This is a genomic window from Bradyrhizobium sp. USDA 4369 (genome assembly GCF_054056435.1).
In genome coordinates this window covers 5,599,415-5,621,649 of sequence record NZ_JBSRYH010000001.1, presented here as the reverse complement: position 1 = coordinate 5,621,649, position 22,235 = coordinate 5,599,415, and the positions used below count along the sequence as shown (strand labels likewise).

The window sequence follows — 22,235 nt, the reverse complement described above, 5'->3', positions numbered from 1 at the left end:
TGAGACCCCGGATTCCCAACACGCCGCGTGAGAACCCGGATGTCGCCGCCGCCTTCGCCCTGCGGGCGCAGGCGTCCGCTCATCCGGGCTACGGACCTGCGCAACATCGCACATCACGGCGCCCTCACCGGCGCGCCGTCGGCCATCAGCGCCGTGCCCTTGCGGTCGACGATCATGCGATAGGCCTGCGGCTGGCGATGGACGTCGAAATTGAAGATCGTCTGCTTATAGGAGTTGCACAGATCGAGGTCACAGCGCGCCAGTGCGATCTCGTCGCCCTTGGTGGCGCAAGCGGCCACGATCTCGCCCGAGGGTGCGATGATGCAGCTGCCGGCGATGTGGTCGACGCCTTCCTCGATGCCGCCCTTGGCGACGCCGATCACCCAGGTGCCGTTCTGATAGGCACCGGACTGCATCACGAGGCGATTGTGGAACAGCGAGAGGTCGTCATGCTCCGGCGCGGGCGGATTGTGCACCGGCGTGTTGTAGCCGATCAGCACCATCTCGACGCCCTGCAGCCCCATCACGCGATAGGTCTCCGGCCAGCGGCGGTCGTTGCAGATCGCCATGCCGATCACGCCCCCGAACGCATCGGTGACGCCGAAGGCCTTGCCGGGTTCGAAATAGCGCTTCTCGAGATGCTGGAACTTGCGCCACGGCTCGTGCTCGGCATGTCCCGGCAGGTGCACCTTGCGGTATTTCGCGACGATCTGGCCGGACTTGTCGACGAGAATGGCGGTGTTGTAGCGATGCACGACGCCGTCTTCGACCGTGAGCTCGGCATACCCTAAGCAGAAGCCGATGTGCAGCTCGTTTGCGAGTGCGAACAGCGCCTGCGTCTCCGGCCCCGGCATCTCGCGCTCGAAGTAAGTATCGATCTCGGCCTGATCGGCCATGTACCAGCGCGGGAAGAAGGTCGTGAGCGCGAGCTCGGGATAGACGATAAGATCGCAGCCATTGGCGTGCGCCTGGCGCATCAAGGCCGTCAGCCGCGCGACGACCGCGTGGCGCGGCTCGCTTCTGGCGATGGGGCCGAGCTGGCCGATGGCGACGTTGACGAAGCGCGGCATGATCGGTTCCTCATGTCGGAACTGAGTTGTTGTTCTGGGCGCGCAGCTCTTGCACTGATCATGCCATGGAGCGGCGCCCGCGCAAGCGATCTCATTCGCGCAGGCCCGGCGCGTAGCCGAACGCCACCGCCGGTTCGGCCGCGGTCTCGACCCATACGCTCTTCACCTGCGTATATTCATACAACGCCTCGACGCCGGAGGAGCGGCCGTGACCGCTGTGATGATAGCCACCGAAGGGTGAGGCGACGTTGATCGTCTTGTAGGAGTTGATCCAGAACGTGCCGGCCTTGACCTGCGCGGCCACGCGATGCGCGCGCGCGACATCCCTCGTCCACACCGCGCCGGCGAGGCCGAACTCGCTGTCATTGGCGATGGCGATCGCCTCCTCTTCGGTCTCGAAGCGGATCGCGGCGACGACGGGACCGAACACTTCCTTGCGGGCGATGCCCATCGCGTTGGTGACGTTCTTGAGCACGGTCGGCTTGACGTAGTAGCCGCCGGGCGTGCTCTCGCCGTTGCTGCCGGCGACGATCGCTGCGCCCTCGTCCGCGCCCTCGCGGATCAGCGACAGCACGTGATCATATTGCCTGACGTTGTTGATGGGACCGATCTCGGTCTCGGCCGACAGCGGATCGCCGCATTTGATCTTGGCCGCGCCCTGCGCGACCAGATCGACGAAGCGGTCATAGACCGCGCTCTGCACCAGCAGCCGGGAGCCCGCGACGCAGCTCTGCCCGGCGCCGCCGAAGATCGCCGCCTGCGCGCCGATGGCGGCGCGTTCGAGATCGGCATCGGCGAACACGATATTGGCCGACTTGCCGCCGAGCTCGAGCACCGACGGCAACAGCCGCCGCGCCGCAGCCTCGCCGATCAGCCGCCCGGTCGGCACCGAGCCGACGAACACCACCTTCTTGACCGCAGGCTGCGCCAGCGCCGCCTGCCCCGTGCTGTGGCCGAAGCCGGCGAGCACGTTGACGACGCCTTTCGGCAGGCCGGCGCGCTCGGCAATCAGCGCCAGCGCCAGCGAGGTCAGCGGCGTCAGTTCAGAGGGCTTGAGGATGACCGCATTGCCCATGCTGATCGCAGGCGCGATCTGCCAGCCGGCGGTGAAGATGGGCGCATTCCAGGGCGTGATCTGCAGCACCACGCCCATGGGCTCGCGGCGGGTGTAGTTGAGATGGCTCGAGGGCACCGGGATGACCTCGCCGTGGAATTTGTCGGCCCAGCCGGCATAATATTCGAACATCTCCGCGACCTTGGCGACCTCGCCTCGGGTGTCGCGGATCGGCTTGCCGGCCGACAAGGATTCCAGCTGCGCCAACGGCTCGGCGGAGGCGAGGATCGCGCGGGCGATCGCCTGCATCACGCGGCCGCGGCCGGCCGCCGTGAGGCGCGCCCATTCGGCCTGCCCCGCCACGGCCGCCGCCACGGCCTTGGCCGCCACGTCGGCGCCGGCATCCGCATAGCTGAACAGCAACTGGCCGGTGGCGGGATCATTGACGGAGATCGTCGCGCCACTGCCGATGACGAGATCACCGGCGACATGCGAGCCGATGCTCGCGACGCCAGGCCAGAACGGCCGCGCGGCGTCGCGCAAGCGGGGATCGATGAAATGAGTCATGGCTGCTCTCATGGCTTCGCAATCGGACCGAGCTGCAGCTCGACGATGCGGTTGAAATCCTCGGGATCGCCGATGCTGGCGGCGCTCTCCGCCCAGATGCGCGCGGTGTCGGCAGCCATGGGCAGAGCCAGGCCCAGCTCGCCGATGAACTGCGCCGCGAGCCGGACATCCTTGCGCATCAGCTGCATGGTGAAGCCGGAATCGAAGGCGCCGTTGAGAATCCAGTTGGACACATTGACCAGCGTCACGCCTGATCGCCCCGAGCCGGCATTGAGCCCTTCGAGCAGCCGCCCAGCATCGACGCCGGCGGCCTTGGCGATGCGCAACGCCTCCGCGGCGGTGAGCAGATGCGCCGCGCACAGCAGGTTGTTGACGATCTTGGCGACGTTGCCCGCGCCGACACCGCCGACATGCACGCGCTTGGCGCTCATGCGCTCCAGCACCGGCAGTACACAAGTGAGATCGGCGTCGTCGGCGCCGATCACCATGGTCATGGTGCCCGTCGCGGCGCCCTTCGGTCCGCCGCTGACGGGCGCATCGACGAAGCCCATACCGCACGCCTTGAGCAGGGTCGCCAGCCGGCGCGAGGTGTCGGGATGCGAGGTCGAGGTGTCGACGATGACGACACCGGCCCGCGCATGCGCAAGAATGCCGCCGGCGCCTTCCACCACGCGCTCGACGATCTCGGCGGTCGGCAGCGAGAGGATCACGATATCCGCCGCGGCGACCACCGCGCCGATACCGTCGGCGATCGCGATGCCCTCGGCCGCCAGCGTCTCCCGCGTCGCCGCGGCTGCGTCATAGCCGCTCACGGGAAAGCCCGCGCCCTTGAGCGTCAGCGCCATGCCCCGCCCCATATTGCCTAGTCCGATGATGCCGACTGCGGTCACGACGCCTCCTGCCGAGATTGCCTGCGAAGCGTAGCCGCCTCGATTTGCGGCAGACATCAGCGGCGCGCCGCGCTAGTGTTGACTGCAGGTCAACACTCTCGACGCATCATGTCCGCTGTCCTGCTCGACCATCATCGTCTGCAATATCTCCATGAAGCGGTGCGGCTGGGCTCGGTACGCGCCGCCGCGGAAGCGCTCGACATCAACGCCTCGGTGGTCAGCCGGCAGATCGCGCTGTTGGAGAAGGAGCTGGGGCTCAGCCTGATCGAGCGCCTCAGTCGCGGCATTCGCGCCACCGAAGCCGGCGCGCTGCTGGTCGAGCGTTTCCGGACATGGCAGGCCGACCAGGCCGACACGGTTGCAAAATTGCGCGAGTTGCAGGGGCTCAGACGCGGCCATGTCGACATCGTGCTCGGCGAAGGCTTTGTCAGCGACCTGATGTCGGGCCCGCTCGGCCGCTTCTGGCAGCGCCATCCGGACCTGACCATGGCGTTCGATCTCGCCGGCACCAATGAGGTCGTCAACGCCGTGGCGGAGGACCGCTATCACATCGGCCTGGTGTTCAACCCGAGCGCCGATCCGCGCATCCGCGTCGCCACCGCAAGCCGGCAGCCGCTCTGCGCCATCCTGCCGCCCGGCCACGCGCTGGCCGGCCTGAACCGTCCCTTGCGGCTGCGCGAGCTCGCCGACCACCCGCTCGGCCTGATGCATCCGAGCTATGGCACGCGGCAGATCGTGGCCATGGCGGAAGCGGCCGAACGGATCGCCCTCTCACCCAAGCTCACCACCAGCTCCATCAATGTGCTCCGCCATTTCGTTAAGAGCGGCCTCGGCCTGACGCTGCTGCCGGCGTTCTCGATCGCCGCCGATCTCGCCGACGGCTCGCTTGCAGCGATCCCGATCGACAACCGCCTGCTGTCATCGAGCGAAGCCTGCGTCATCACCCGCCGCGGGCGCGAGCTGCCGCATGCCGCGGGTCAGCTGCTGCGCTTCCTGAGCGGACAGATGCGGGCCTTCCAGGCCGGCGAGCCGGCCGCCAAGATGAAGCCGCGCACCCGCCGCCGCTGACAGCGGCTGCCGACCGTTTTTCTGTTGCGCGCTCGCCGAGGTTGCGTTTTGATGCCGCAATCCAAGGAAATTCCTCGATGCGCCATGTTCTCGCGATCGCCGTCAGCCTGTCGATGACAACCGCGGTCATGGCGGAGAATTGCCAGCTGCTCGGCCATCAGATCATTTGCGACAACGGCGTTTCCGGACAGCGGATCGGCAACAACACCTATTGGAGCGACGGCTCATCGTCGCGGGAGATCGGGCCATACACCTACAACAGCGATGGCTCCAGCTCGCAGCAGATCGGCAATCACACTTATTACAGCGATGGCGTGTCATCCCAAACGATCGGGAATACGACCTATTTCAGCGACGGCCGGACCTGCCGGCGGATCGGCAACAACATCTATTGCGATTAGCCGGCCGAATGGCGGACTCGTAGCCGAATGCCCCTCCGACGACGGAAGGGGATGGAGCGGGTGAAGGGAATCGAACCCTCGTATTCAGCTTGGAAGTCGGAAAATTTCCGGAATGTTTTCAAGAACCCTTCCGACATTTCGCAGCTTTCTGGGCGATTGAGATCGCTACGGAATTTCTCTTTGTCGGAATGGTGGTTGCGAACCCCATAAACGTCCATTTCAAGCCATTTGTCGGAGGCTACAAGCTGATCAAGAGTCAATTTGGGATCGATCAAGAATCAATCGGGCGGACTCGATTCCCGAATAATTACAAGCATTGAACTTTCGCCACCTCGCCGCCGCGCAGAACTTATAGCTGGCATCGATGACTAGCCTTTGCTTTGAGAGCGTCCGTCGTAAACCCAGTCAACCTCATCGAGAGGTTTTACCCTTTGTCATGGCAGACATCTCATGAATCGCCCCAGCAACTCAGTCTGTCCCGCAGCGGTCTCGGGGCCTTGCTGAACCACCCGACCTCCCTGGTGAGCGAGCTGCAAAAATGGAGTCATGGCCGACTTGGTTACGACGTCTGCGACGAGCGCGTCGGCCCGGATTGTCGCGATCGCTAGCGCCGGGATTGGCAATTCCTCTACTCCTTCCATGCCTATCGGAGATGCATTGGCGACGAGGTCGAAGCGACTGAGATTGTCATCGGCCGCAGCAGTGACAGCAACACGCGGAAATGCCGCCCTAGAACGCTTGCCAACCAGGCGGCACGTTCAGGATCAACATCCGTAACCGTCAGGTGCCGGATACCGTTGTCGCAGAGGATCCATTGGCCGCGCTCGATCCGCGCTGGACGGTGGACGACTTGCTGGAAGAGCCGCTGCGTGTCCATCGGATCGGCACGCGCGCCGAGCGGCGGGCGCGGGTCGCCGATCTGCTCGACAAGGTCGGTCTGTCGCAGGACGCCGCTCGGCGCCATACGCACGAACTCTCCGGCGGCCAGCGTCAGCGTGTTGGCATCGCCCGCGCCCTCATGCTCGGCCCAAAACTCGTGGTACTCGACGAGCCGGTGTCGGCGCTCGACGCCTCCGTGCAGGCGCAGATCCTGAACCTGCTGGTCGATCTGCAGACCACATTCGACATCGCATTCCTGTTCATCAGCCACGACCTGTCGGTGGTCGAATACGTCTCGCACCGGGTCGCGGTGATGTATCTCGGTCGCATTGTCGAGATCGCGGATCGACGGACGCTGTTCCAGGCGCCGGCGCACCCGTACACCCGCGCCTGCTTGATTATGTACAAGCCTCCCACATCCACATAGCGGTCGTGCGGCTCTGAGAATAATTAGGCAGCTTGATCGACGTCGGCGCGAGAAAAAATCTGTCAACGTAACCCGTTAATTCTGGGATGGTACGCGGTCTCTGACATTTTCGCTCTATAGAGGCTCTACAGCGTCATTCTCAATTCCGCGGCTTCACTCCTGAAGCGAGTGATCGACAATTCCATCAATTCCTGGGTTCGCGGATCATTGTTGACGCTGTGGGAATACAGGATCGAGGCCCCGCGGGACACCCGCAGCATCTTGCAATCAATGCTTGTCGCGCGATCGGCCCCAACGAAGGTCTCAAGCCGTTGAGGACTGACACCGAACTTCTCGCGCATCCATTCATGGACAGACGTTCCGCTGAAGCCCTCCATCAGCCACTGCGCATCAAGCCCGAATAGCAAATGCCGGATCCAGCAAACGGGCTCGTCATCCACATACCGAACGGTGGTGATCTCGCCGGTCGCGTCCCTTTGCAGCACGCGGCGGCAGATCTGGAGTGAGGTGCGGGACGGAAGATCCGTTGCCGAAATCAACTCAGTCCTTGGAGTAACGCCTGCTGCCAGTGCGGACGCGGTGAAGCTCGTATTGAAGGTGATACGATGATTGAGCCGCTTCTTCGTCACGACACTTCGGGCGCCCCAGGTCGTCGAGATCGTGCCAGCCCTGTTCAGCGCTTCGATCGCCCGCCGGATCGTGTTCCGGTGCACCTTGAACTCAAGCGCCAGGGCGCGCTCTGACGGCAATCGGTCGCCCGCATTGTAGGAGGTGCGGATTTGCTGCTGGAGCTGCCTAACGATGTGAAGATACACACTGCGGTCTTCATGATCTGACCGTCGTCGGATCTCTTGCTGTTCGCTCATGTTGATGCCATGTGCCGGCTGACAACGCTGGGAGCCCGGCTCCTGTCGCGCTGGAAAGGATTCGAAATTCCCGAGAGGACGGACTGTTGGGCTTGCCTACCGTAACTGAATATTTTGTGCCCGGCATTTGTCCCGCCGCCAAGGCATTTTGCAACTAGCGACATCAGCTCGAAATTGCAACTGGTCTAAGCCAATCGCGCCGCAACGGATCCACTTGCATCGAATCTTTCGGCGCAAGAGCGATTGTCTTTTGCTTGTAACAAACAGTACACATGCCTGTCACCGCATCGGACTAACACCGCCAAAACCTCAATCAGGTGACGGCGTGTCGCAACTCAACATCGTTCAACTCACGAAATCGTTCGGCCCGACGCAGGTTCTGCGTGCGGTCGATTTGAGAGTGGAGCGCGGGGAATTTATCACCCTGCTCGGCCCCTCCGGCTGTGGCAAGACAACGCTGTTACGCATTATCGCCGGACTGGAATCGCCCGATCAGGGCGATGTGCTGGCGGATGACATTTCGATCCTTGGTACGGACGCCAAGGACCGAAATCTTGCCATGGTTTTCCAGAACTACGCGCTCTATCCGCATTTGACCGTCGCTCAGAATATCGGCCTGCCGCTAACGATGCGGCGGCTCACGCGGTTGCAGCGGATGGCCGGACGCTTCGGCATCAGCAGGACTGCGAGAGAGGTGCGAAGGCAGATCGGCGCCGACGTCGGGCGGGTGGCCGACAGCCTCCAGATCGGCAGCTTGCTGAACCGCCTTCCTTCGCAATTGTCGGGCGGTCAGCGCCAGCGGGTCGCGCTCGGCCGCGCGATGGTGAGAAACCCCCGGATCCTGCTGCTGGACGAACCTCTTTCCAATCTCGATGCGCAGCTTCGCGTCCATATGCGGATGGAGCTGACGGCCCTTCACAGACAATCCGGCGCGACCTTCATCTTCGTCACCCACGACCAGTCGGAGGCCATGACGATGTCCGACCGGATCGCCGTCATCCTCAACGGCAGGGTGGCCCAGGTCGCTACGCCCGGAGAGCTCTACGACAATCCGGCGTCGCTGGACGTCGCACAATTCGTCGGCACTCCGAAAATCAACAGCATCGATACTCACATCGGACCGGATGGCTGGCTCCTGTTCAAGAACCAGCCGCTTTGTCCCTTGAATGGCGCTCTTGCCTATGCCGGCCAGCCGGTGACTGCAGCCATTCGCCCGGAACACATCGTGTTGACACGCGGCATCCACGGCAACGTTCCTGTCGGCGAGGTTGTCGCTGTCGAGAATCTGGGGCCCGAAAGTCTTGTACACGTTCAGCTCAAGGGGCTTGGCCACCCTCTCATCGCCCGGATGAACGGCGAGCAAAGCCACCTGCCTTACCGCGGCGACAGTGTGGGCCTCAAACTGGATCCCCAGAAAGTATTGCTCTTCGATGACACGGGAGACCGCCTGACGTTGCATCACGGCCGCCAGCCGGTCCCCTCCTATGCATAGCCTCGCGATCGCCGCACCCACGCGCACTCGCGCGGTCAGCCGCGCAAAACGCGATCGGCGGTGGGCAGCCGTGTCGATGGTCTTGCCGGCGTCGATCTTGCTGGTATGCCTGATCATCGTGCCGCTGATCGCGGTTGTGGTGATCGCCTTCACCAACTGGCAAATGGGATCTTCACGGATAGCCTTTGTCGGTTTGAGTAATTTCATCGAATTGCTCTCGGACCGCCAATTCCAGACCGCGCTTCTCAATACGCTGATCTATGTCGCCACCGTTGCACCGCTGACGGTCGGGATCGGGCTGGCCGTGGCGCTGTTGATCGCCGGCAGCCGGATCGGTCAGAACTTCTACCGCACCATCTACTTTCTGCCGACCATAGCGACCCTGGCTGCCGCGGCCGTGGCCTGGCAAATGCTGCTGCATCCCACCAGCGGTCTGTTCAACCAGATGCTCCGCGCCATCGATGTCTCCGGCCCGAACTGGCTCAAGGACTCCAACTGGGCGCTGCCAACCCTGGCAATGATCGGTGTGTGGGAGCGCATCGGCTTCAACACTATCTTCTATATGGCTGCCCTTCGGGATGTCCCTCAGAGCCTGATGGATGCAGCCAAGATCGATGGCGCCGGCGGCTCATGGGATCGATTCTGGCTTGTCGTGTGGCCCCAGCTTGGTCCGATGACGTTGTTTCTCGTGATCACCGCCGGCATCCACGCGTTTCAGGCCTTCGAAACGGTGGCGATCCTGACTCAGGGCGGCCCCCAAAAGGCGACCCAGCTGCTGCTCTATACAATCTACCAGGAAGGCTTCGTGTTCTTCCGCACCAGCTATGCGGCAACGGTGACCGTCGCCTTTCTGCTGATACTGATGGTCTTTAGCGCCACGCAGTTCAGATATGTCAGCCGCCGGGTGCATTACACATGAAGATCCGTGCAGCCTTCACCGAACTACTGCGCCATCTGGTGCTCTGCGCCGGTGCGCTTCTGATCCTGGCGCCGTTTGTCTGGGCGATTGCGGTATCGGTTCGTGCGCCCGAGGAGATATTCACCAAGGACCTGCATCTGTTGCCCCAGACATGGGCTGCGGCCCGGAACTACGGATTGGCGCTGACCCAGATGCCGCTGATGCTGTTTCTGTGGAACGGTCTGATCGTCTGCACCGCCATCCTGCTCTGTCAGCTGGTTATCCTGGTCCCGTGCTCCTATGCCCTGGCCAAGCTGTCTTTTCCGGGCCGCACGACGCTTTTCGCGCTGGTCATCATCGGGATGATGGTTCCGTCGACCGTGCTGTCATTGCCGCTTTTCCTGATGGTCAGCAGCGCCGGGCTGATCGACAGCTACACCGCACTCGTGCTGCCTTGGACAGTCTCGGTCCTCGGCATCTTTCTGGTTCGCCAGGTCTTCATGAAAGTGCCCGATGAGATCATCGAGGCGGCGCGGCTGGACGGACTAGGCGAAGGTGAGATCCTTCTCCGTATCATGCTGCCGATGGCGCTACCGGCAATCGGCGCCTTCAGCATCTTCTCGTTCGTTCGTCACTGGAACGATCTGCTGTGGCCGTCCGTGGTTGTGCGCTCGGTCAGCATGGCTACGCCACCCTATGGCGTGATGCTCTTTCAGAGCGAAGAAGCCGGCTCCGACTACGGGGCGCTGATGGCCGGAGCGGTCGTCATCGCCATTCCCATGATCATCGCATTCTTCATCGCCCAGAAGCGCTTCCTGCAAGGCGTGTCACTGGGCGCGGCCGGGTAACAGCAAAGGACACAATCATGCGCAGACTTCTCCTCGGTGCCTCCCTGGCGATGCTGGTCGGCTGCGGCGCCGCAGCCGCCACGGAGATCAATGTTCTGTACGGACTTCCCTGGCTGTTCAAGGAAACCCAGGAAACGATTGCCCGGGAGTTCATGGAAGCCAATCCCGGCATCAAGGTAAACTTGCTCGCGCCGGCAAAATCCTACGAAGAAGTGACAACCGCCGTCATGCGCGGCGCGATGGCGGGTTCAATCCCGGACGTCGCCTTCTGCGGCACCAATCTGATGGGTGTGATGGTCGACCGCGGGCTTGCGGAGCCGCTCGACCGATTCATCAAGGATGAAAAAGACTGGAGCAGCAACGGCTATATTCCCGGAATGCTCGCGACCAGCCAGGTCGACGGCAAGCAATACGGTATGCCATTCGCGCTTTCGACGCCGATCGCCTACTACAACATCGACATTATCAAGCGCGCCGGCGGCGACCCAAATAACCTGCCGAAGAATTGGGAAGACATCTTTGCGTTGAGCGACAAGATCAACAAGCTCGGTGACAACACCAAGAGCTTGTTCATCCACTGGCAGACCACAGGAAACTATCTGTGGCAGGCGATGCTCTTTACCCACGGCGGCAAGCTTCTGACCGACGACAAAAAGAGAGCGGCCTTTAACTCTCCCGAAGGCATGCAAACCCTGACGTTGCTGCACGATTTCACTGCCCGCGCAAAAATGCCCAACTACACCCGCGAGCAGGGGCGCCAGGACTTTACGGCCGGACTGCTGGGCATGCAGTTTTCATCGTCTGCCGAGCTCGCCCTGGTCACCAAACAGATAGGTTCGAAATTTGAGCTGCGCACTGCGCCGTTCCCCACACCTCGGCTGGACACCAAGATCGTGTCGGGCGGTGCCACCGCCATGATGTTCGCCAAGGACCCGGAAAAACAGAAGGCCGCGTGGGCCTACATGAAATACATCAGCGGGGCAAAAGCCCAGGCCCTCATGGCGCGCCTGACCGGCTACATTCCCAGCAATCAGATTGCGATCGATACGCCGGCGATGCTCGGCGACTATTACGCAAACTCCCCCAATGCGCGCACCAGCCTGCAGCAATTGCCGCGGGCCACTGCCTGGGTCGGATTCCCCGGCGACAACAGTATCAAGATTGTCGACGTCATCACCGACAATCTCGAATCCGTGGTCGCGCTGCGGGCCGAGCCGAAGGACGCGATGGCTCGAATGGAAACCGAAGTCAACGCACTGCTGCCGAAGTAACAAGAACCTCAAACAGCGAAGGATATCTAATGTTGGACGTAATTGAAAAAGCAGGAAAGACCGAATACGCCCCTGGGCCGGTGGGCGGCTCCGTTTGCCTGGAAGTCAGCCGACCTGCAGAAGGACGAGCGCTGGATTCATCGGCTGAACGACGAAGACATCGCCGAAATTGAGGAAGCGGCCGCGGTCTCGCGCCAACGCGGGTTGGATATCATCGACATAACGAGGGATGATTTTCCCCTCCCCAATCTGACTGCCAAGATCCAGCTGATGCGCAAGGATATCTTGGAGCATATCGGCTTTGCCTATCTCCGTGGTCTGCCCGTTCGCAAATACGACCGCGAAACCTTGACCCGTATCTACTGGGGTTTGTCGCGGCATGTCGGAGATCCGGTTGTGCAGAATCGCAACGGCCATATGCTGGGGCATGTTATCGATATCGGAACCTCGGTTAATGACTACAATAAGCGAATCACTCAGACCTCGGCCGAGCTGCAGTTCCATTCCGATGCCTGCGATGTAGTCGGCCTGGTGTGCATCAATACGGCGATGGAAGGCGGCGAAAGCACGCTGGTCAGCGCCGCTGCGGTCCACGACGAGATGTACCGGCGCCGTCCGGAATTGTGCCATGCGCTTTACCATCCGCTGACCATCGACCGCCGAGGTGAAATCCCGGCTGGAAAGCACCCCTGGATGAGCGTCCCGGTATTCAATTGGCACAAGGACTCGTTGATCGGGTACGCGCCGCTCAAGACCTATGTCGAGTCGGCGGAGCGTTTCGAGGATGCTCCCAAGTTGACTGAGGAGCAGCGCGAGGCTTTTCGGCTGTTCCTCGAGATCTGCAACGACCCGGAATTTTCACTGCGGATCCCATTTGAACCGGGTGACTTCCAGTACCTTCATAATCACGTGGTCTTCCATTCCCGAACCGCCTTCAAGGACTGGCCGAATGCACCGGAAAAGAAACGCCACCTGATGCGTATCTGGCTGTCACTTACCGACGGTTTCGATCTGCCTGAGGCGATTGCCGACCGCTGGATCAATATCGAACTCGGGACTGTACGGGGCGGCGTAAATATCCCAAATCGCAAGAATTTAACGATCGCGCTGGAGCCAGAAACTCCCGCTTTCGACTGAGTGCTCAGGCCCCCTCGCGATCAAGCGTGGGGGCCTTGCCTGTTCTTGCATCAGACCAGATTCGCGTTGGCTCGCACGCTCTGAAGCAGCGCATCGCTCAGCGAACGGTATTTTACTGCGAAGATATCGAGTAAGTCTCGCAGGGCCTGCTCGGAACAACAGCTCCGGACATTGTCGATAAACGCGGACTCTTCGGTCTTGGAAAAGATGGAGAAGCCGTCGATTCTTAGGTTATTCCGAACGAGCGTTTCAAAAGCCGCTTTCTGGTCGGCCAACAACGTCTGACCAGACGTTGTCGTCCAGAGGGTACTGTAAGAGTCATCGCTCGGCGTCCCGGAGAGTTCCGGGGGATGGGAGGCTTCTGGCTGATTATCGGTAGACCGATGCATGCCTTGCAGGAGCGAACGAAAAGCCTGGAACTCCGCGGACCTCTCTACGGATTTGGCATTGAAGCCAAGTCCTCGCCGGCAAAGTTCTGCAACGAATTCGAGCATCGCGAAAATAGCCACTGTCACTTATGTGAAAACGATATCAAGGAAATACTTCGCGGCGATGACAAAACGACAGTTCGCGGATTCTGATAAATTTGGTAAAGATATCTCCATTCCACGCAAGTGAGTGCGTCCATGACTAATATCGAATTCCGTCTCGCTGCTCTCGGCCTGGTTCTGTTGTCAACCCTTTGTCTATTGGCGTGCTTATTCATAGATCGGTACCAAACGTTGGATTCCGCTCTTCTTCTGAGCTATGAAGCGAACGCATTGTTTTAGATCGAGTAAGGTTATCTTCGCCCGTCACTCGGATTAGAATGCGTTGCGTGTACTGCTCTCTTCACTCGCTGAACAAGATGCTCGTCGTTCGACCCGATCTGGTAGAAGCCTGCAATACATGACGAAGCAACGCTATGCCCCGCTTGAGGGAAATCTTAGTGCGCAGCGAATGCTGCGTGCGTCGAGAATAGTGGGTCTACATTCGGTCTGACCTCGGAAGACAGGTATTGGGTAAGAAACGGGTCGTTGCCAACTCCGAAGGAGTGCCCGCTATCTAGAGACTAGCTAGTAGCTCAGCCAATCTGGTTATGATGGCGCTGCCGACACCGCCCAGCGCGCCCGCTACGAGAACTGTCCTCATCGTGAAATCCTTCTCCGGGAGTTAACCTATTTTGCGAGAAGCGCATTCGATTGGCTCACAGCCAGTGACAGCGCCTTGGGCGGGTCGAGTTTTTTTTCGAAACCACTCCCTCAAGGGCGTAGATGGCATCGACGATCTTGATTCCATTGTCGCCCGGGAAAGCCTTGCCACTGTGTTGCACAGGGGAGCTGGGCGAGGTTCGTCCTCGCATTTGCGTTGCGCCGATAGAAATCGGCGAGTGTTGCTGGGCAATAGCGCGTCAGGTCAGACCGTCCCTCGCCTGGTAGTCCGCGCCTGCGGGGCGCACGGCAATCGGGTACACTTTTGTTCCGACCTGCCGATGCTAAATCACTCCGCCGTTCGAGTGCGGGCGGAAGGTGGGCGAACACCCGCGGCATGTTGCCGAATGGACCGCACCCCGCCTGCGCGCGCTGATAGATCGTGCGCGCCTGGCCGGAGAGGTCCGTCGCTTCGAGGTCGGTCATACGCGCCAAATTATCCTCGCTGCTGGTGAAACGTGGTGCCGTCGTCCGCAACGACGGTTTCAGCCAGATGGCAGCTGGCCTGGTGGCCGTCGGCAAGGGTCCGCAGCCGCGGCTCCTCATTGCGGCACCGAGCGATCGTCAGCGGGCACCTGGTATGGAACCGACAGCCAGGCGGTGGCGCATAGGGGCTCGGCAGGTCGCCGGTAAGCACGCCACAGCGCTTCGCCAACTTTCTATCGATCCGCGGCACAGCATCAAGCAATGCGCGGGTGTACGGGTGCGCCGGCGTCCGGAACAGCGTCCGCCGATCGGCGATCTCGACGACGCGACCGAGGTACATCACCGCGACCCGGTGTGAGACGTATTCGACCACCGACAGGTCGTGGCTGATGAACAGGAATGCGATGTCGAATGTGGTCTGCAGATCGACCAGCAGGTTCAGGATCTGCGCCTGGACGGAGGCGTCGAGCGCCGACACCGGCTCGTCGAGTACCACGAGTTTTGGGCCGAGCGTCAGGGCGCGAGCGATGCCAATACGCTGGCGCTGGCCGCCAGAGAGTTCGTGCGGATGGCGCCGAGCGGCGTCCTGCGGCAGGCCGACCTTGTCGAGGAGATCGGCGACCCGCGCCCGCCGCTCGGCGCGCGTGCCGATGCGATGGACATGCAGTGGCTCTTCCAGCAAGTCGTGCACCGTCCAGCGCGGATCGAGCGAGGCCAACGGATCCTGGAACACCATCTGCACCTTCCGCCGGTCGGCGCGCAGTCTCGCCCGCGAACGGCCGGTTAATTCGACGCCGTCGAGTACCACCGAACCGTTCGATGGCTCGACTAGGCGGACGATGGCGCGGCCGAGGGTCGACTTGCCGCAGCCGGATTCGCCAACGATGCTGAGGGTCTCGCCGGGAGCGACCGCGAGGGTGACACCATCGACGGCCTTCACGGTGCCCCGAAAGGTTGCGAAGCGCACCGTGAGGTTCTCGACAGCGAGGATCGGGTCACGTCCCGGTAACGGTCTAGGCGGGCTCTGATGGAACACGGAGATCTCCGATGCGAAGACAGGCGGCATGGCCGCCCGAGCCGAATGGCAACAGCGGCGGCGGCTCCAGCCGGCAGACATCGACAGCGAAGCTGCAGCGCGGCGCGAAGGCGCAACCGGCCGGTATGGCTCGCAGCGACGGCACCACGCCCGGGATCTCGGCGAGCCGCTGACGCCCTTCGGCGGTCGCCTCGAGCCGCGAACGCGCAGCGATCAGTCCACGTGTGTAAGGATGCAGCGGCTCGGCGAACAGCGCGTCGACTGGACGCTCCTCGACCTTGCGGCCAGCATACATCACCAGCACCCTGTCGGCATGCTCGGCGACGACGCCGAGGTCGTGGGTGATAAGCACGACGGCGGTGCCGCTGTCGCGCTTCAGCTCGTCGATCAATTCCAGGATCTGCGCCTGGATGGTGACGTCGAGTGCGGTCGTCGGCTCATCGGCGACCAGCACGGCGGGCTCGCAGGCGATCGCCATGGCGATCATCACCCGCTGCCGCATGCCGCCCGAGAGCCGATGCGGGTAATCGGAAAACCGGCGGACCGGATCCGGAATTTGCACCCGCTCCAGCAGCGAGAGCGCTCGCTTCCGCGCGGCGCGGGCGCCGATCGGCTCGTGTGCGAGGATGGCCTCCCCGACCTGCTCGCCGACCGTCAGCACCGGATTGAGCGCCGTCATCGGCTCCTGGAAGATCATTGCGATGCGGTTGCCCCGCAGCCGGCGCAACTCTTCGCCCGCCAGCCGCAGGATATTCCGCCCCTCCAGCCGGATGGCGCGGCCATCGACCCGGCCGGGCGGCGGGCACCAGGCCGAGCAGCGAAAGGGCGGTCAGCGACTTGCCGCAGCCGGATTCCCCGACGATGGCCAACGTCTCGCCGGCCGCCACTTCGAACGAGAGATCGCGCACCGCATGCAGGCCTTCGCCGCGCGCGACGAAGCGAACGTTCAGGCCCTCGACCGAGAGGACGGGGTCACGTACCATCAGCGTGCTCTCTGCTTGGGGTCGAGCACGTCGTTCAGCGCATCGCCAAGGAGATTGAGCGCGAGTACGGCAGCGACGATCGCGAGACCAGGGCTCGTGGCGATGTGCCAGTCGGTCCTGACCACCTCGCGGCCCGCTCCGACCATGCCGCCCCAGCTAACGACGTTGGGATCGCCGAGGCCGAGAAAGGCGATGCTCGATTCGGTCAGGATGGCGCTTGCCACCATGATCGACGCCGAGACGATGACCGGCGCCAGCGAGTTCGGCAGAATGTGCAGCAGGATGATGCGGGCATCGGATGCCCCGATGGCGATCGAGGCCTGGACGAGTTCACCGTGGCGCAGCCGCAGTACCTCCGCCCGCACCAGCCGGGCGAGGGCCGGCCAGGCCGTAATGCCAATGGCAACAACGATCGTAGCGATCGACGGCTGCAGGATCGCGACGATGGCGAGCGCAAACAGGAACGGGGGAATGGTCTGGAACAGCTCGGTGACGCGCATCACGGCGTCGTCGATCCAACCGCCGTAATAGCCGGCGACCGCGCCGATGGTCACGCCGATCAGGATCGAGACCAGCGTCGCAACCGCCCCGATCAGCAGCGACACTCGCGCACCGTAAAATATGCCAGCCGCGAGATCGCGGCCCAGCATATCGGTACCGAGTGGGAATGCCGGGTCCTGCCCCGGCCACACGAACGGCTGACCGACCATGTCGAGCGGATCCGCCGGAAACAGAACAGGGGCCAGCACCGCCATGGAGATGATCGCCAACAGCAAGGTCGCGCCGGCGATCGCCGATGGCCGGCGCAACAGTCGCACCAGCAGGTGTCCGCGGCCGGGTGCGGACAGGGCTAGAGACGTCGGCGAGATGTTGAGCAGAGCCATGGTCAGGACAACTCGATGCGCGGATCAATCCAGGTGTAGATCAGATCGACGGCGAGATTGACCACAACCACCACCACCGACGAACACAGCAGAATGCCGAGAAGCAGGTTGAGATCGCGTTGGCACAACGCCTCGAAAGCGAGTCGCCCAAGACCCGGCCAAGCGAAGACCGTCTCGACCAGAATCGCCCCGCCGAGTACCGAGCCCATCTGTACGCCCAGCATGGTGACGACCGGCAGCAGCGCGTTGCGGAAGATGTGCCGGATCGCGATCCGGCGTGGTCGTACGCCCTTCGCCTGAGCCGTGCGGACAAAGTCCTGGCCGGAAGCCTCCAGCATTGCCGCCCGCATTAGCCTTGTATAGATCGCGAGGTAGAACAGACCGAGCGTTACCGTCGGCAGCACCAGATGGCGAGCGACGTCACCGATCAGGGCGAGACCCTGATGCCCGGCCTCGATGCTTGCCATGCCCCCGACGGGGAACCAGTCGAGCCACACCGAGAATACGACGATCAGCATGACGCCGATCCAGAATACCGGCGTGGCGTAGAACAGGAGCGCAGCTGCCGACACGGCGGCGTCGATAATCCGCCCTGCCTCCCGCGCAGCAATGAACCCCAGGAGACATCCGAACCCGACCGCGAGGCTGATGCTGGCACCCATCAGCAGCAGCGTCGGCAAGAGCCTTTGCCCGATCAGCGCTGCCACCGACATGCCGTACCGGAACGACCAACCCAGGTCGAGCGTCAGGACGTTCTTCAGGTAGGCGAGGAATTGCACCAGCAGCGGCTGATCCAAGCCGAACTGCTTGCGCAGCGCGGCCATATACTCAGGCGTCGCCGAACCTGACTCGCCGGCGATGACCTGGGCGGCATCACCCGGTGCCAGATGCAATAGGAAGAAGTTCACGATCGCAATGCCTAGCACCACGAAGGCGATCTGCCCCAGCCGGCGGCGCCAGAACCGGAAGTTGCTCGCCAGAGCGCTCAATTCTGCTCCGCCTTCGCTATCCAATAGTCGCGGAACGAGCCGAAGACCTGATCGCCGTGTGGCCGCGGATGCTTCAGGCTAGCGGCCTCGACGGTGAAGAACTTGAGCTCGACCAGCGGCAGCGACGGCAGATCGGTCATCGCGATCTTCTGGAAGGTCTTGAAGATCTCGATCCGCTTCTTGGAATCAGGCTCGCCCTGGGCGTCCGCGATCAATTTATCGACCTCCGGATTGCGGTAGCCCGAGCCGTTGGTCCAGGGCACATTCTTTCCTATCAACCCCGACCAATAGGCCCGGGTAACGCCGATCTGCGGATCGGAAAGAGCCGTGAACCACGTGATCGAGATATCGAAGTCGCGATCGCCGTAGATCCGCTTGGTGAAGGCCGCAGTGTCTTGGCTCCGGATATTGACCTCGACACCGATACGCTTCAGCGCCTGCTTGATGTACTCGCCGGTGCGCTTGTAGTCATCGCCATAGGGAAGGTAGTCGAGGTCGAGGGCAAACCGCACACCGTCGGCGCCACGTTTGAAGCCGGCATCGTCGAGCAGCGCCTCAGCCTGCTTTGGGTCGAAATCGTATTTCGGAACGTCCTTGTCGTGGAACTGGGCAACCGAAGACGGCACCGGACTTGTCGCCGGCGTGGCGAAGCCGAGCCAAACGACATTGGCGATCGCATTGCGGTCGATTGCATGCGCGAGCGCCCGGCGGACCCGCACGTCCTTCAAATACGGACGCTCAACGTTGAAATCCGCGAATAGCCAGGGCGAGAGCCACTCGTAACCCTGGGTGTGGACCCGTACGTTCGGCAGCTTGCCAAGCCGCTCGGCTTCCTTCAGTGGCACCGGGCTTAAGACGCCATATTGCACCTCACCCTTCTCGAATGCTGCGGAACGCGCCCCGGCGTCCGGGATCACCTTGAAGATGACACGGTCGAGATAGGGCTTACCCTTGTCCCAGTAGTTCGGGTTGCGCTCCAGCACGATGTAGTTGCCCTTGCTCCATTCCTTGAAGACAAAGGGACCGGTGCCGACCGGCTTGTTGTTGTAGGGATTGCTCAGGATGTCAGTGCCCTCATAGAGGTGCTTTGGCAGCACCTGGGCGCCGTTGGAATTGACCGAGCTCAGGATCGCGATCGACGGCTCGCTGAGCCGTAAGATCACGGTGTGATCGTCCGGCGTGTCAACGGCCGTGACCTTGGCGAAGGTCGCCTGGTTGCGTGGATGAAGCTTCTTCCACACGTTTTCCAGGGTCCACTTGACGTCGGCGGCCGTGAACGGCTTGCCGTCGTGCCAGCTGACGTTCTTGCGCAGATGGAACGTGATGGTCAGGCCATCCGGCGCCGTCTCCCAGCGCTCGGCGAGCGCGGGAATCGGTTTGAGATCGCCATCGTAGTCGATGAGGCCGTCGAATATGTTGCCCGTGACCGTGCCGGTCGGCGCTGCCGTATTCAGCGCGGACGTCAGGATCACCGGCTCGGGCTGGATAATGGCGGTCAGCGTGCCGCCGCGCTGTGGTGTCTCGGCAAAGGCTGAGCCGCAGGCGAACGCCGTAAGCGCGAGCGCATTGGCGACGAGTGATACGAGCTTCATGGCAACAAGGCTCCATGTTGGGGATCTGAATGTTGGGGATCTGAAAGGTAGTCGAGGTCGAGGGCTAACCGCGCACCTTCGGTGTCACGCTTCAACCCGGCCTCGCCGTGCATCGCCTCGGCCTTCTTCAGGGCGAGTTCGTATTGTCGCTGGTGGTTCATACCGCCGCCCAGCCTCCGTCGATGCTGAACATCGAACCAGTAATTGAGGATGCACGTTCCGACGCCAGGAAGGCGGCCATTTCGGCGATCTCTTCGAGCGGGATCATGCGACCATTGGGTTGCTTCTCCTCAACCAGCGCGCGCTTGGCATCGCCCAGCGAACCGCCGGTCGACTTTGCCTTATCGGCGAACTCGCCCTTGATGTTCATATTCGTGTCGACCCAACCGGGACAAATGGCGTTCACTGTCACGCCGGTCTCAGCCACGTCGAGAGCGACCGCCTTGGTGAAGCCCACCAATGCGTGCTTGCTCGTCACGTATCCAGAGCGGTTTTTCGAGCCCACGAGCCCGACGACCGAGGAAATGTTGACGATACGCCCCCAGTCGTTCTTGAGCATTCCGCCGACGACGCCCTTCGTCAGCAGATAAGGCGCGGTCGCATTGACCATCATCTGTTCATCCCAATCATCATCGTGGTGATCGAGGATGTGGGCGCGATGTATCAAGCCCGCATTGTTGACCAGGATATCGACCGACGAATATCTGCCGAGGATGATCGCCATCAGATCGATGACATCCTTGCGGTTCCGCAGGTCGCATGGGATGTATTCCTTGATGGTCTCCGGCTGGAAGGACGTGGCAATGACGCTTTCGGCCTGTTCGGCAGGAACCCTGTCGGTCGCGATGACTGTGTTGCCGAGCTCCGCCAATCTGGCGATGATGGCGTTTCCGATGCCGCCCAGCGCGCCCGTTACGAGAACTGTCCTCATTGTGAATCTCCTCTCCAGGATGGATCTATTTCGCGAGAAGCGCGTTCGACTGGCTCACCGCCTGCGATAGCGCTTTGGATGGGTCGAGTTTTTTCGAAACCACTATGGCCATCACGGCAAGCACGTCGATGCTCGGAAGGAACGCATCTGCACTCGCAGTTTCGCGTCCAGACTCTATCCTCGGCGTCGGTATCAAGGATGGAAACGTCATCCGCCAGCATGTCGCCCTGATCGGAAGATTCCAGCCCGGCGATAATGCGCAACAAGGTTGTCTTGCCGCAGCCGGAGGGGCCGCGCAGCGTGATAAATTCCCCGCGTTCAACCCTCAGATCGACCGCACGCAGGACCTGTGTTGCGTCGAACGATTTCGAGAGCTGAACGATGCTGAGCTGAGACACACGCCAGAACCTTATTTTTTCCGGTTTCGACGGTGTTAGTCCGGCGCGGTGACAAGCGCGTGTATTGTTTGTTTCAAAGATAAGACAAGCACTCTAGCGTCTAAAAAATAGGATGAATTTGAAGCGTTGTTGCACGACTGGCTTAGACCAGTTGCATTTTTGTCAGAGTTTGTTGGCGGTTTCGCTCGAAGCGGCGCACGAGGCGCGATGCATGGGCATGACCGTGACGATGATAAACGTCGTTTGTGGAGGATCGCCGAGTGGAAATCTGCATGCATTGAAGCGATCAAGGCGGGCGTACTCAACGCCCTTTGCGCCGATTACTACATACCGTCTTTGATCACCGCTGTTTTTCGCCTCGTGCGCTGGACCGAAGGCGCCTTGATTGGCAAGGCTGGAGGACCCCGGAAAATTCCAGCATCAGCTGGCCTAGTTTTGGGGAGCACTTCAAGCTGCGGATTTACTTGCGCAAAGCGCGGGGTGGTCACGTGGAGGCGCTCCAATTCTACCGCTCAGCGCTGACTTTTTACGAAGGGGCACCCAACGGCGAGTCCGATCGTCACGCGACGCTGTATCTGATAGCAAAGTTGGAAAGATATGACCCACCGGCCCAGTCCCCGTGAATACGGAGGATACTAGATCTCACTGTTTTTCGAGGATTGCATCGATGTTGCCCCGCTCTAATTAAAGGCTTCTATGAAGGGCTTGGTCCAATGCATGGCACGCAGACCGCCGTAAAGCATTGAAATGCTTAAGAATACCTTCGGCGGGGGTTGGAGGATTCCTTATTGACATCATGAAACCGTCCCAGACTACGAATCTGGGAGGCAGGAGTTCGAATCTCTTCGGGCGCATGCAATTGGAATTGCCGTATAATTCCGAAAGCAAATTTGGGCTCGATTCTGTAAGGATCGGGTTTTGCGTCACAGTTGGGCAGT

Annotated in this window: 19 protein-coding genes, 1 tRNA gene and 1 pseudogene; 9 read left to right on the top strand and 12 right to left on the bottom strand. The window is 61.6% G+C overall.

Annotation, left to right across the window (positions count from 1 at the left end; translation table 11 throughout):
* Positions 1-113: 113 nt before the first annotated feature.
* From ACVIJ6_RS25530 to ACVIJ6_RS25520, 3 genes are all read right to left on the bottom strand, one after another.
* Positions 114-1,070 (bottom strand): N-carbamoyl-D-amino-acid hydrolase, encoded by a 957-nt coding sequence (locus tag ACVIJ6_RS25530; protein WP_456774972.1) that lies wholly within the window; start codon positions 1,068-1,070, stop codon positions 114-116.
* Positions 1,071-1,161: 91 nt separating this feature from the next.
* Positions 1,162-2,691, bottom strand: a complete 1,530-nt coding sequence (locus ACVIJ6_RS25525; RefSeq protein WP_456774971.1) for an aldehyde dehydrogenase family protein — start codon at positions 2,689-2,691, stop codon at positions 1,162-1,164.
* Between the two features lie 8 nt (positions 2,692-2,699).
* Entirely contained in the window at positions 2,700-3,581 is an 882-nt protein-coding gene (locus ACVIJ6_RS25520; RefSeq protein WP_456774970.1) for an NAD(P)-dependent oxidoreductase, read from the bottom strand.
* A gap of 108 nt (positions 3,582-3,689) precedes the next feature.
* On the opposite strand from ACVIJ6_RS25520, the gene ACVIJ6_RS25515 reads away from it, so the two are divergent.
* The 3 genes from ACVIJ6_RS25515 to ACVIJ6_RS25505 all read left to right on the top strand — a co-directional run bounded on the left by ACVIJ6_RS25515 (position 3,690) and on the right by ACVIJ6_RS25505 (position 6,356).
* Complete coding sequence (locus ACVIJ6_RS25515) at positions 3,690-4,649, top strand: LysR family transcriptional regulator (protein WP_456774969.1); 960 nt, start codon at positions 3,690-3,692, stop codon at positions 4,647-4,649.
* Positions 4,650-4,726: 77 nt separating this feature from the next.
* The gene (locus ACVIJ6_RS25510) at positions 4,727-5,050 is read left to right on the top strand and encodes a hypothetical protein (protein ID WP_456774968.1); all 324 of its coding nucleotides are present in this window, start codon (positions 4,727-4,729) and stop codon (positions 5,048-5,050) included.
* 814 nt (positions 5,051-5,864) lie between these two features.
* Positions 5,865-6,356 carry an ATP-binding cassette domain-containing protein gene (locus tag ACVIJ6_RS25505; protein ID WP_456774967.1) on the top strand — a complete coding sequence of 164 codons (492 nt, stop codon included), beginning with the start codon at positions 5,865-5,867 and terminating at the stop codon, positions 6,354-6,356.
* Positions 6,357-6,481: 125 nt separating this feature from the next.
* Here the strand turns inward: ACVIJ6_RS25505 and ACVIJ6_RS25500 are convergent, their stop codons facing one another.
* A complete protein-coding gene (locus tag ACVIJ6_RS25500) occupies positions 6,482-7,222 on the bottom strand; it encodes a GntR family transcriptional regulator (RefSeq protein WP_456774966.1) in 741 nt (246 codons plus the stop codon).
* Between the two features lie 325 nt (positions 7,223-7,547).
* Here ACVIJ6_RS25500 and ACVIJ6_RS25495 point away from each other — a divergent pair, with 325 nt between their 5' ends.
* The 5 genes from ACVIJ6_RS25495 to ACVIJ6_RS25475 all read left to right on the top strand — a co-directional run bounded on the left by ACVIJ6_RS25495 (position 7,548) and on the right by ACVIJ6_RS25475 (position 12,868).
* Positions 7,548-8,714 carry an ABC transporter ATP-binding protein gene (locus ACVIJ6_RS25495; protein WP_456774965.1) on the top strand — a complete coding sequence of 389 codons (1,167 nt, stop codon included), beginning with the start codon at positions 7,548-7,550 and terminating at the stop codon, positions 8,712-8,714.
* A gap of 76 nt (positions 8,715-8,790) precedes the next feature.
* Positions 8,791-9,633 (top strand): carbohydrate ABC transporter permease, encoded by an 843-nt coding sequence (locus ACVIJ6_RS25490; protein ID WP_456777083.1) that lies wholly within the window; start codon positions 8,791-8,793, stop codon positions 9,631-9,633.
* A complete protein-coding gene (locus ACVIJ6_RS25485) occupies positions 9,630-10,460 on the top strand; it encodes a carbohydrate ABC transporter permease (RefSeq protein WP_456774964.1) in 831 nt (276 codons plus the stop codon). Before ACVIJ6_RS25490 ends, ACVIJ6_RS25485 begins: the two co-directional genes overlap by 4 nt.
* A gap of 17 nt (positions 10,461-10,477) precedes the next feature.
* Positions 10,478-11,731, top strand: a complete 1,254-nt coding sequence (locus ACVIJ6_RS25480; RefSeq protein ID WP_456774963.1) for an ABC transporter substrate-binding protein — start codon at positions 10,478-10,480, stop codon at positions 11,729-11,731.
* A gap of 42 nt (positions 11,732-11,773) precedes the next feature.
* A complete protein-coding gene (locus tag ACVIJ6_RS25475; protein WP_456774962.1) occupies positions 11,774-12,868 on the top strand; it encodes a TauD/TfdA family dioxygenase in 1,095 nt (364 codons plus the stop codon).
* A gap of 50 nt (positions 12,869-12,918) precedes the next feature.
* On the opposite strand, the gene ACVIJ6_RS25470 is transcribed toward ACVIJ6_RS25475, so the two are convergent.
* The 8 genes and pseudogenes from ACVIJ6_RS25470 to ACVIJ6_RS25435 form a co-directional block, all read right to left on the bottom strand.
* Complete coding sequence (locus ACVIJ6_RS25470) at positions 12,919-13,377, bottom strand: hypothetical protein (RefSeq protein WP_456774961.1); 459 nt, start codon at positions 13,375-13,377, stop codon at positions 12,919-12,921.
* Between the two features lie 1,117 nt (positions 13,378-14,494).
* Entirely contained in the window at positions 14,495-15,424 is a 930-nt protein-coding gene (locus ACVIJ6_RS25465) for an ABC transporter ATP-binding protein (RefSeq protein WP_456774960.1), read from the bottom strand.
* Positions 15,425-15,497: 73 nt separating this feature from the next.
* Positions 15,498-16,503, bottom strand: a pseudogene (locus ACVIJ6_RS25460) (ABC transporter ATP-binding protein).
* On the bottom strand, positions 16,503-17,387 hold the full coding sequence (locus ACVIJ6_RS25455; RefSeq protein WP_456774959.1) for an ABC transporter permease: 885 nt from the start codon (positions 17,385-17,387) through the stop codon (positions 16,503-16,505). The pseudogene ACVIJ6_RS25460 and the gene ACVIJ6_RS25455 overlap by 1 nt, the downstream one beginning before the upstream one ends.
* A gap of 2 nt (positions 17,388-17,389) precedes the next feature.
* Entirely contained in the window at positions 17,390-18,376 is a 987-nt protein-coding gene (locus tag ACVIJ6_RS25450) for an ABC transporter permease (RefSeq protein WP_456774958.1), read from the bottom strand.
* Positions 18,373-19,968: an ABC transporter substrate-binding protein gene (locus tag ACVIJ6_RS25445; RefSeq protein ID WP_456774957.1), complete on the bottom strand. Its 1,596-nt coding sequence runs from the start codon at positions 19,966-19,968 to the stop codon at positions 18,373-18,375. The genes ACVIJ6_RS25450 and ACVIJ6_RS25445 overlap by 4 nt, the downstream gene beginning before the upstream one ends.
* A gap of 157 nt (positions 19,969-20,125) precedes the next feature.
* Positions 20,126-20,899: an SDR family NAD(P)-dependent oxidoreductase gene (locus ACVIJ6_RS25440; RefSeq protein WP_456774956.1), complete on the bottom strand. Its 774-nt coding sequence runs from the start codon at positions 20,897-20,899 to the stop codon at positions 20,126-20,128.
* Positions 20,896-21,297: an ATP-binding cassette domain-containing protein gene (locus tag ACVIJ6_RS25435; protein WP_456774955.1), complete on the bottom strand. Its 402-nt coding sequence runs from the start codon at positions 21,295-21,297 to the stop codon at positions 20,896-20,898. Before ACVIJ6_RS25435 ends, ACVIJ6_RS25440 begins: the two co-directional genes overlap by 4 nt.
* 766 nt (positions 21,298-22,063) lie before the next feature.
* On the opposite strand from ACVIJ6_RS25435, the gene ACVIJ6_RS25430 reads away from it, so the two are divergent.
* A tRNA-Arg gene (locus ACVIJ6_RS25430) sits at positions 22,064-22,151 on the top strand.
* Positions 22,152-22,235 lie beyond the last annotated feature (84 nt).

What these genes read in the sequence shown, in the direction of transcription:
- ACVIJ6_RS25490 (WP_456777083.1), top strand. Translation starts at nt 8,791, where the DNA reads ATGGTCTTGCCGGCGTCGATCTTGCTGGTATGCCTGATCATCGTGCCG.
- ACVIJ6_RS25500 (WP_456774966.1), bottom strand. Translation starts at nt 7,222, where the DNA reads ATGAGCGAACAGCAAGAGATCCGACGACGGTCAGATCATGAAGACCGC.
- ACVIJ6_RS25510 (WP_456774968.1), top strand. Translation starts at nt 4,727, where the DNA reads ATGCGCCATGTTCTCGCGATCGCCGTCAGCCTGTCGATGACAACCGCG.
- ACVIJ6_RS25480 (WP_456774963.1), top strand. Translation starts at nt 10,478, where the DNA reads ATGCGCAGACTTCTCCTCGGTGCCTCCCTGGCGATGCTGGTCGGCTGC.
- ACVIJ6_RS25445 (WP_456774957.1), bottom strand. Translation starts at nt 19,968, where the DNA reads ATGAAGCTCGTATCACTCGTCGCCAATGCGCTCGCGCTTACGGCGTTC.
- ACVIJ6_RS25455 (WP_456774959.1), bottom strand. Translation starts at nt 17,387, where the DNA reads ATGGCTCTGCTCAACATCTCGCCGACGTCTCTAGCCCTGTCCGCACCC.
- ACVIJ6_RS25485 (WP_456774964.1), top strand. Translation starts at nt 9,630, where the DNA reads ATGAAGATCCGTGCAGCCTTCACCGAACTACTGCGCCATCTGGTGCTC.
- ACVIJ6_RS25530 (WP_456774972.1), bottom strand. Translation starts at nt 1,070, where the DNA reads ATGCCGCGCTTCGTCAACGTCGCCATCGGCCAGCTCGGCCCCATCGCC.
- ACVIJ6_RS25440 (WP_456774956.1), bottom strand. Translation starts at nt 20,899, where the DNA reads ATGAGGACAGTTCTCGTAACGGGCGCGCTGGGCGGCATCGGAAACGCC.
- ACVIJ6_RS25525 (WP_456774971.1), bottom strand. Translation starts at nt 2,691, where the DNA reads ATGACTCATTTCATCGATCCCCGCTTGCGCGACGCCGCGCGGCCGTTC.
- ACVIJ6_RS25515 (WP_456774969.1), top strand. Translation starts at nt 3,690, where the DNA reads ATGTCCGCTGTCCTGCTCGACCATCATCGTCTGCAATATCTCCATGAA.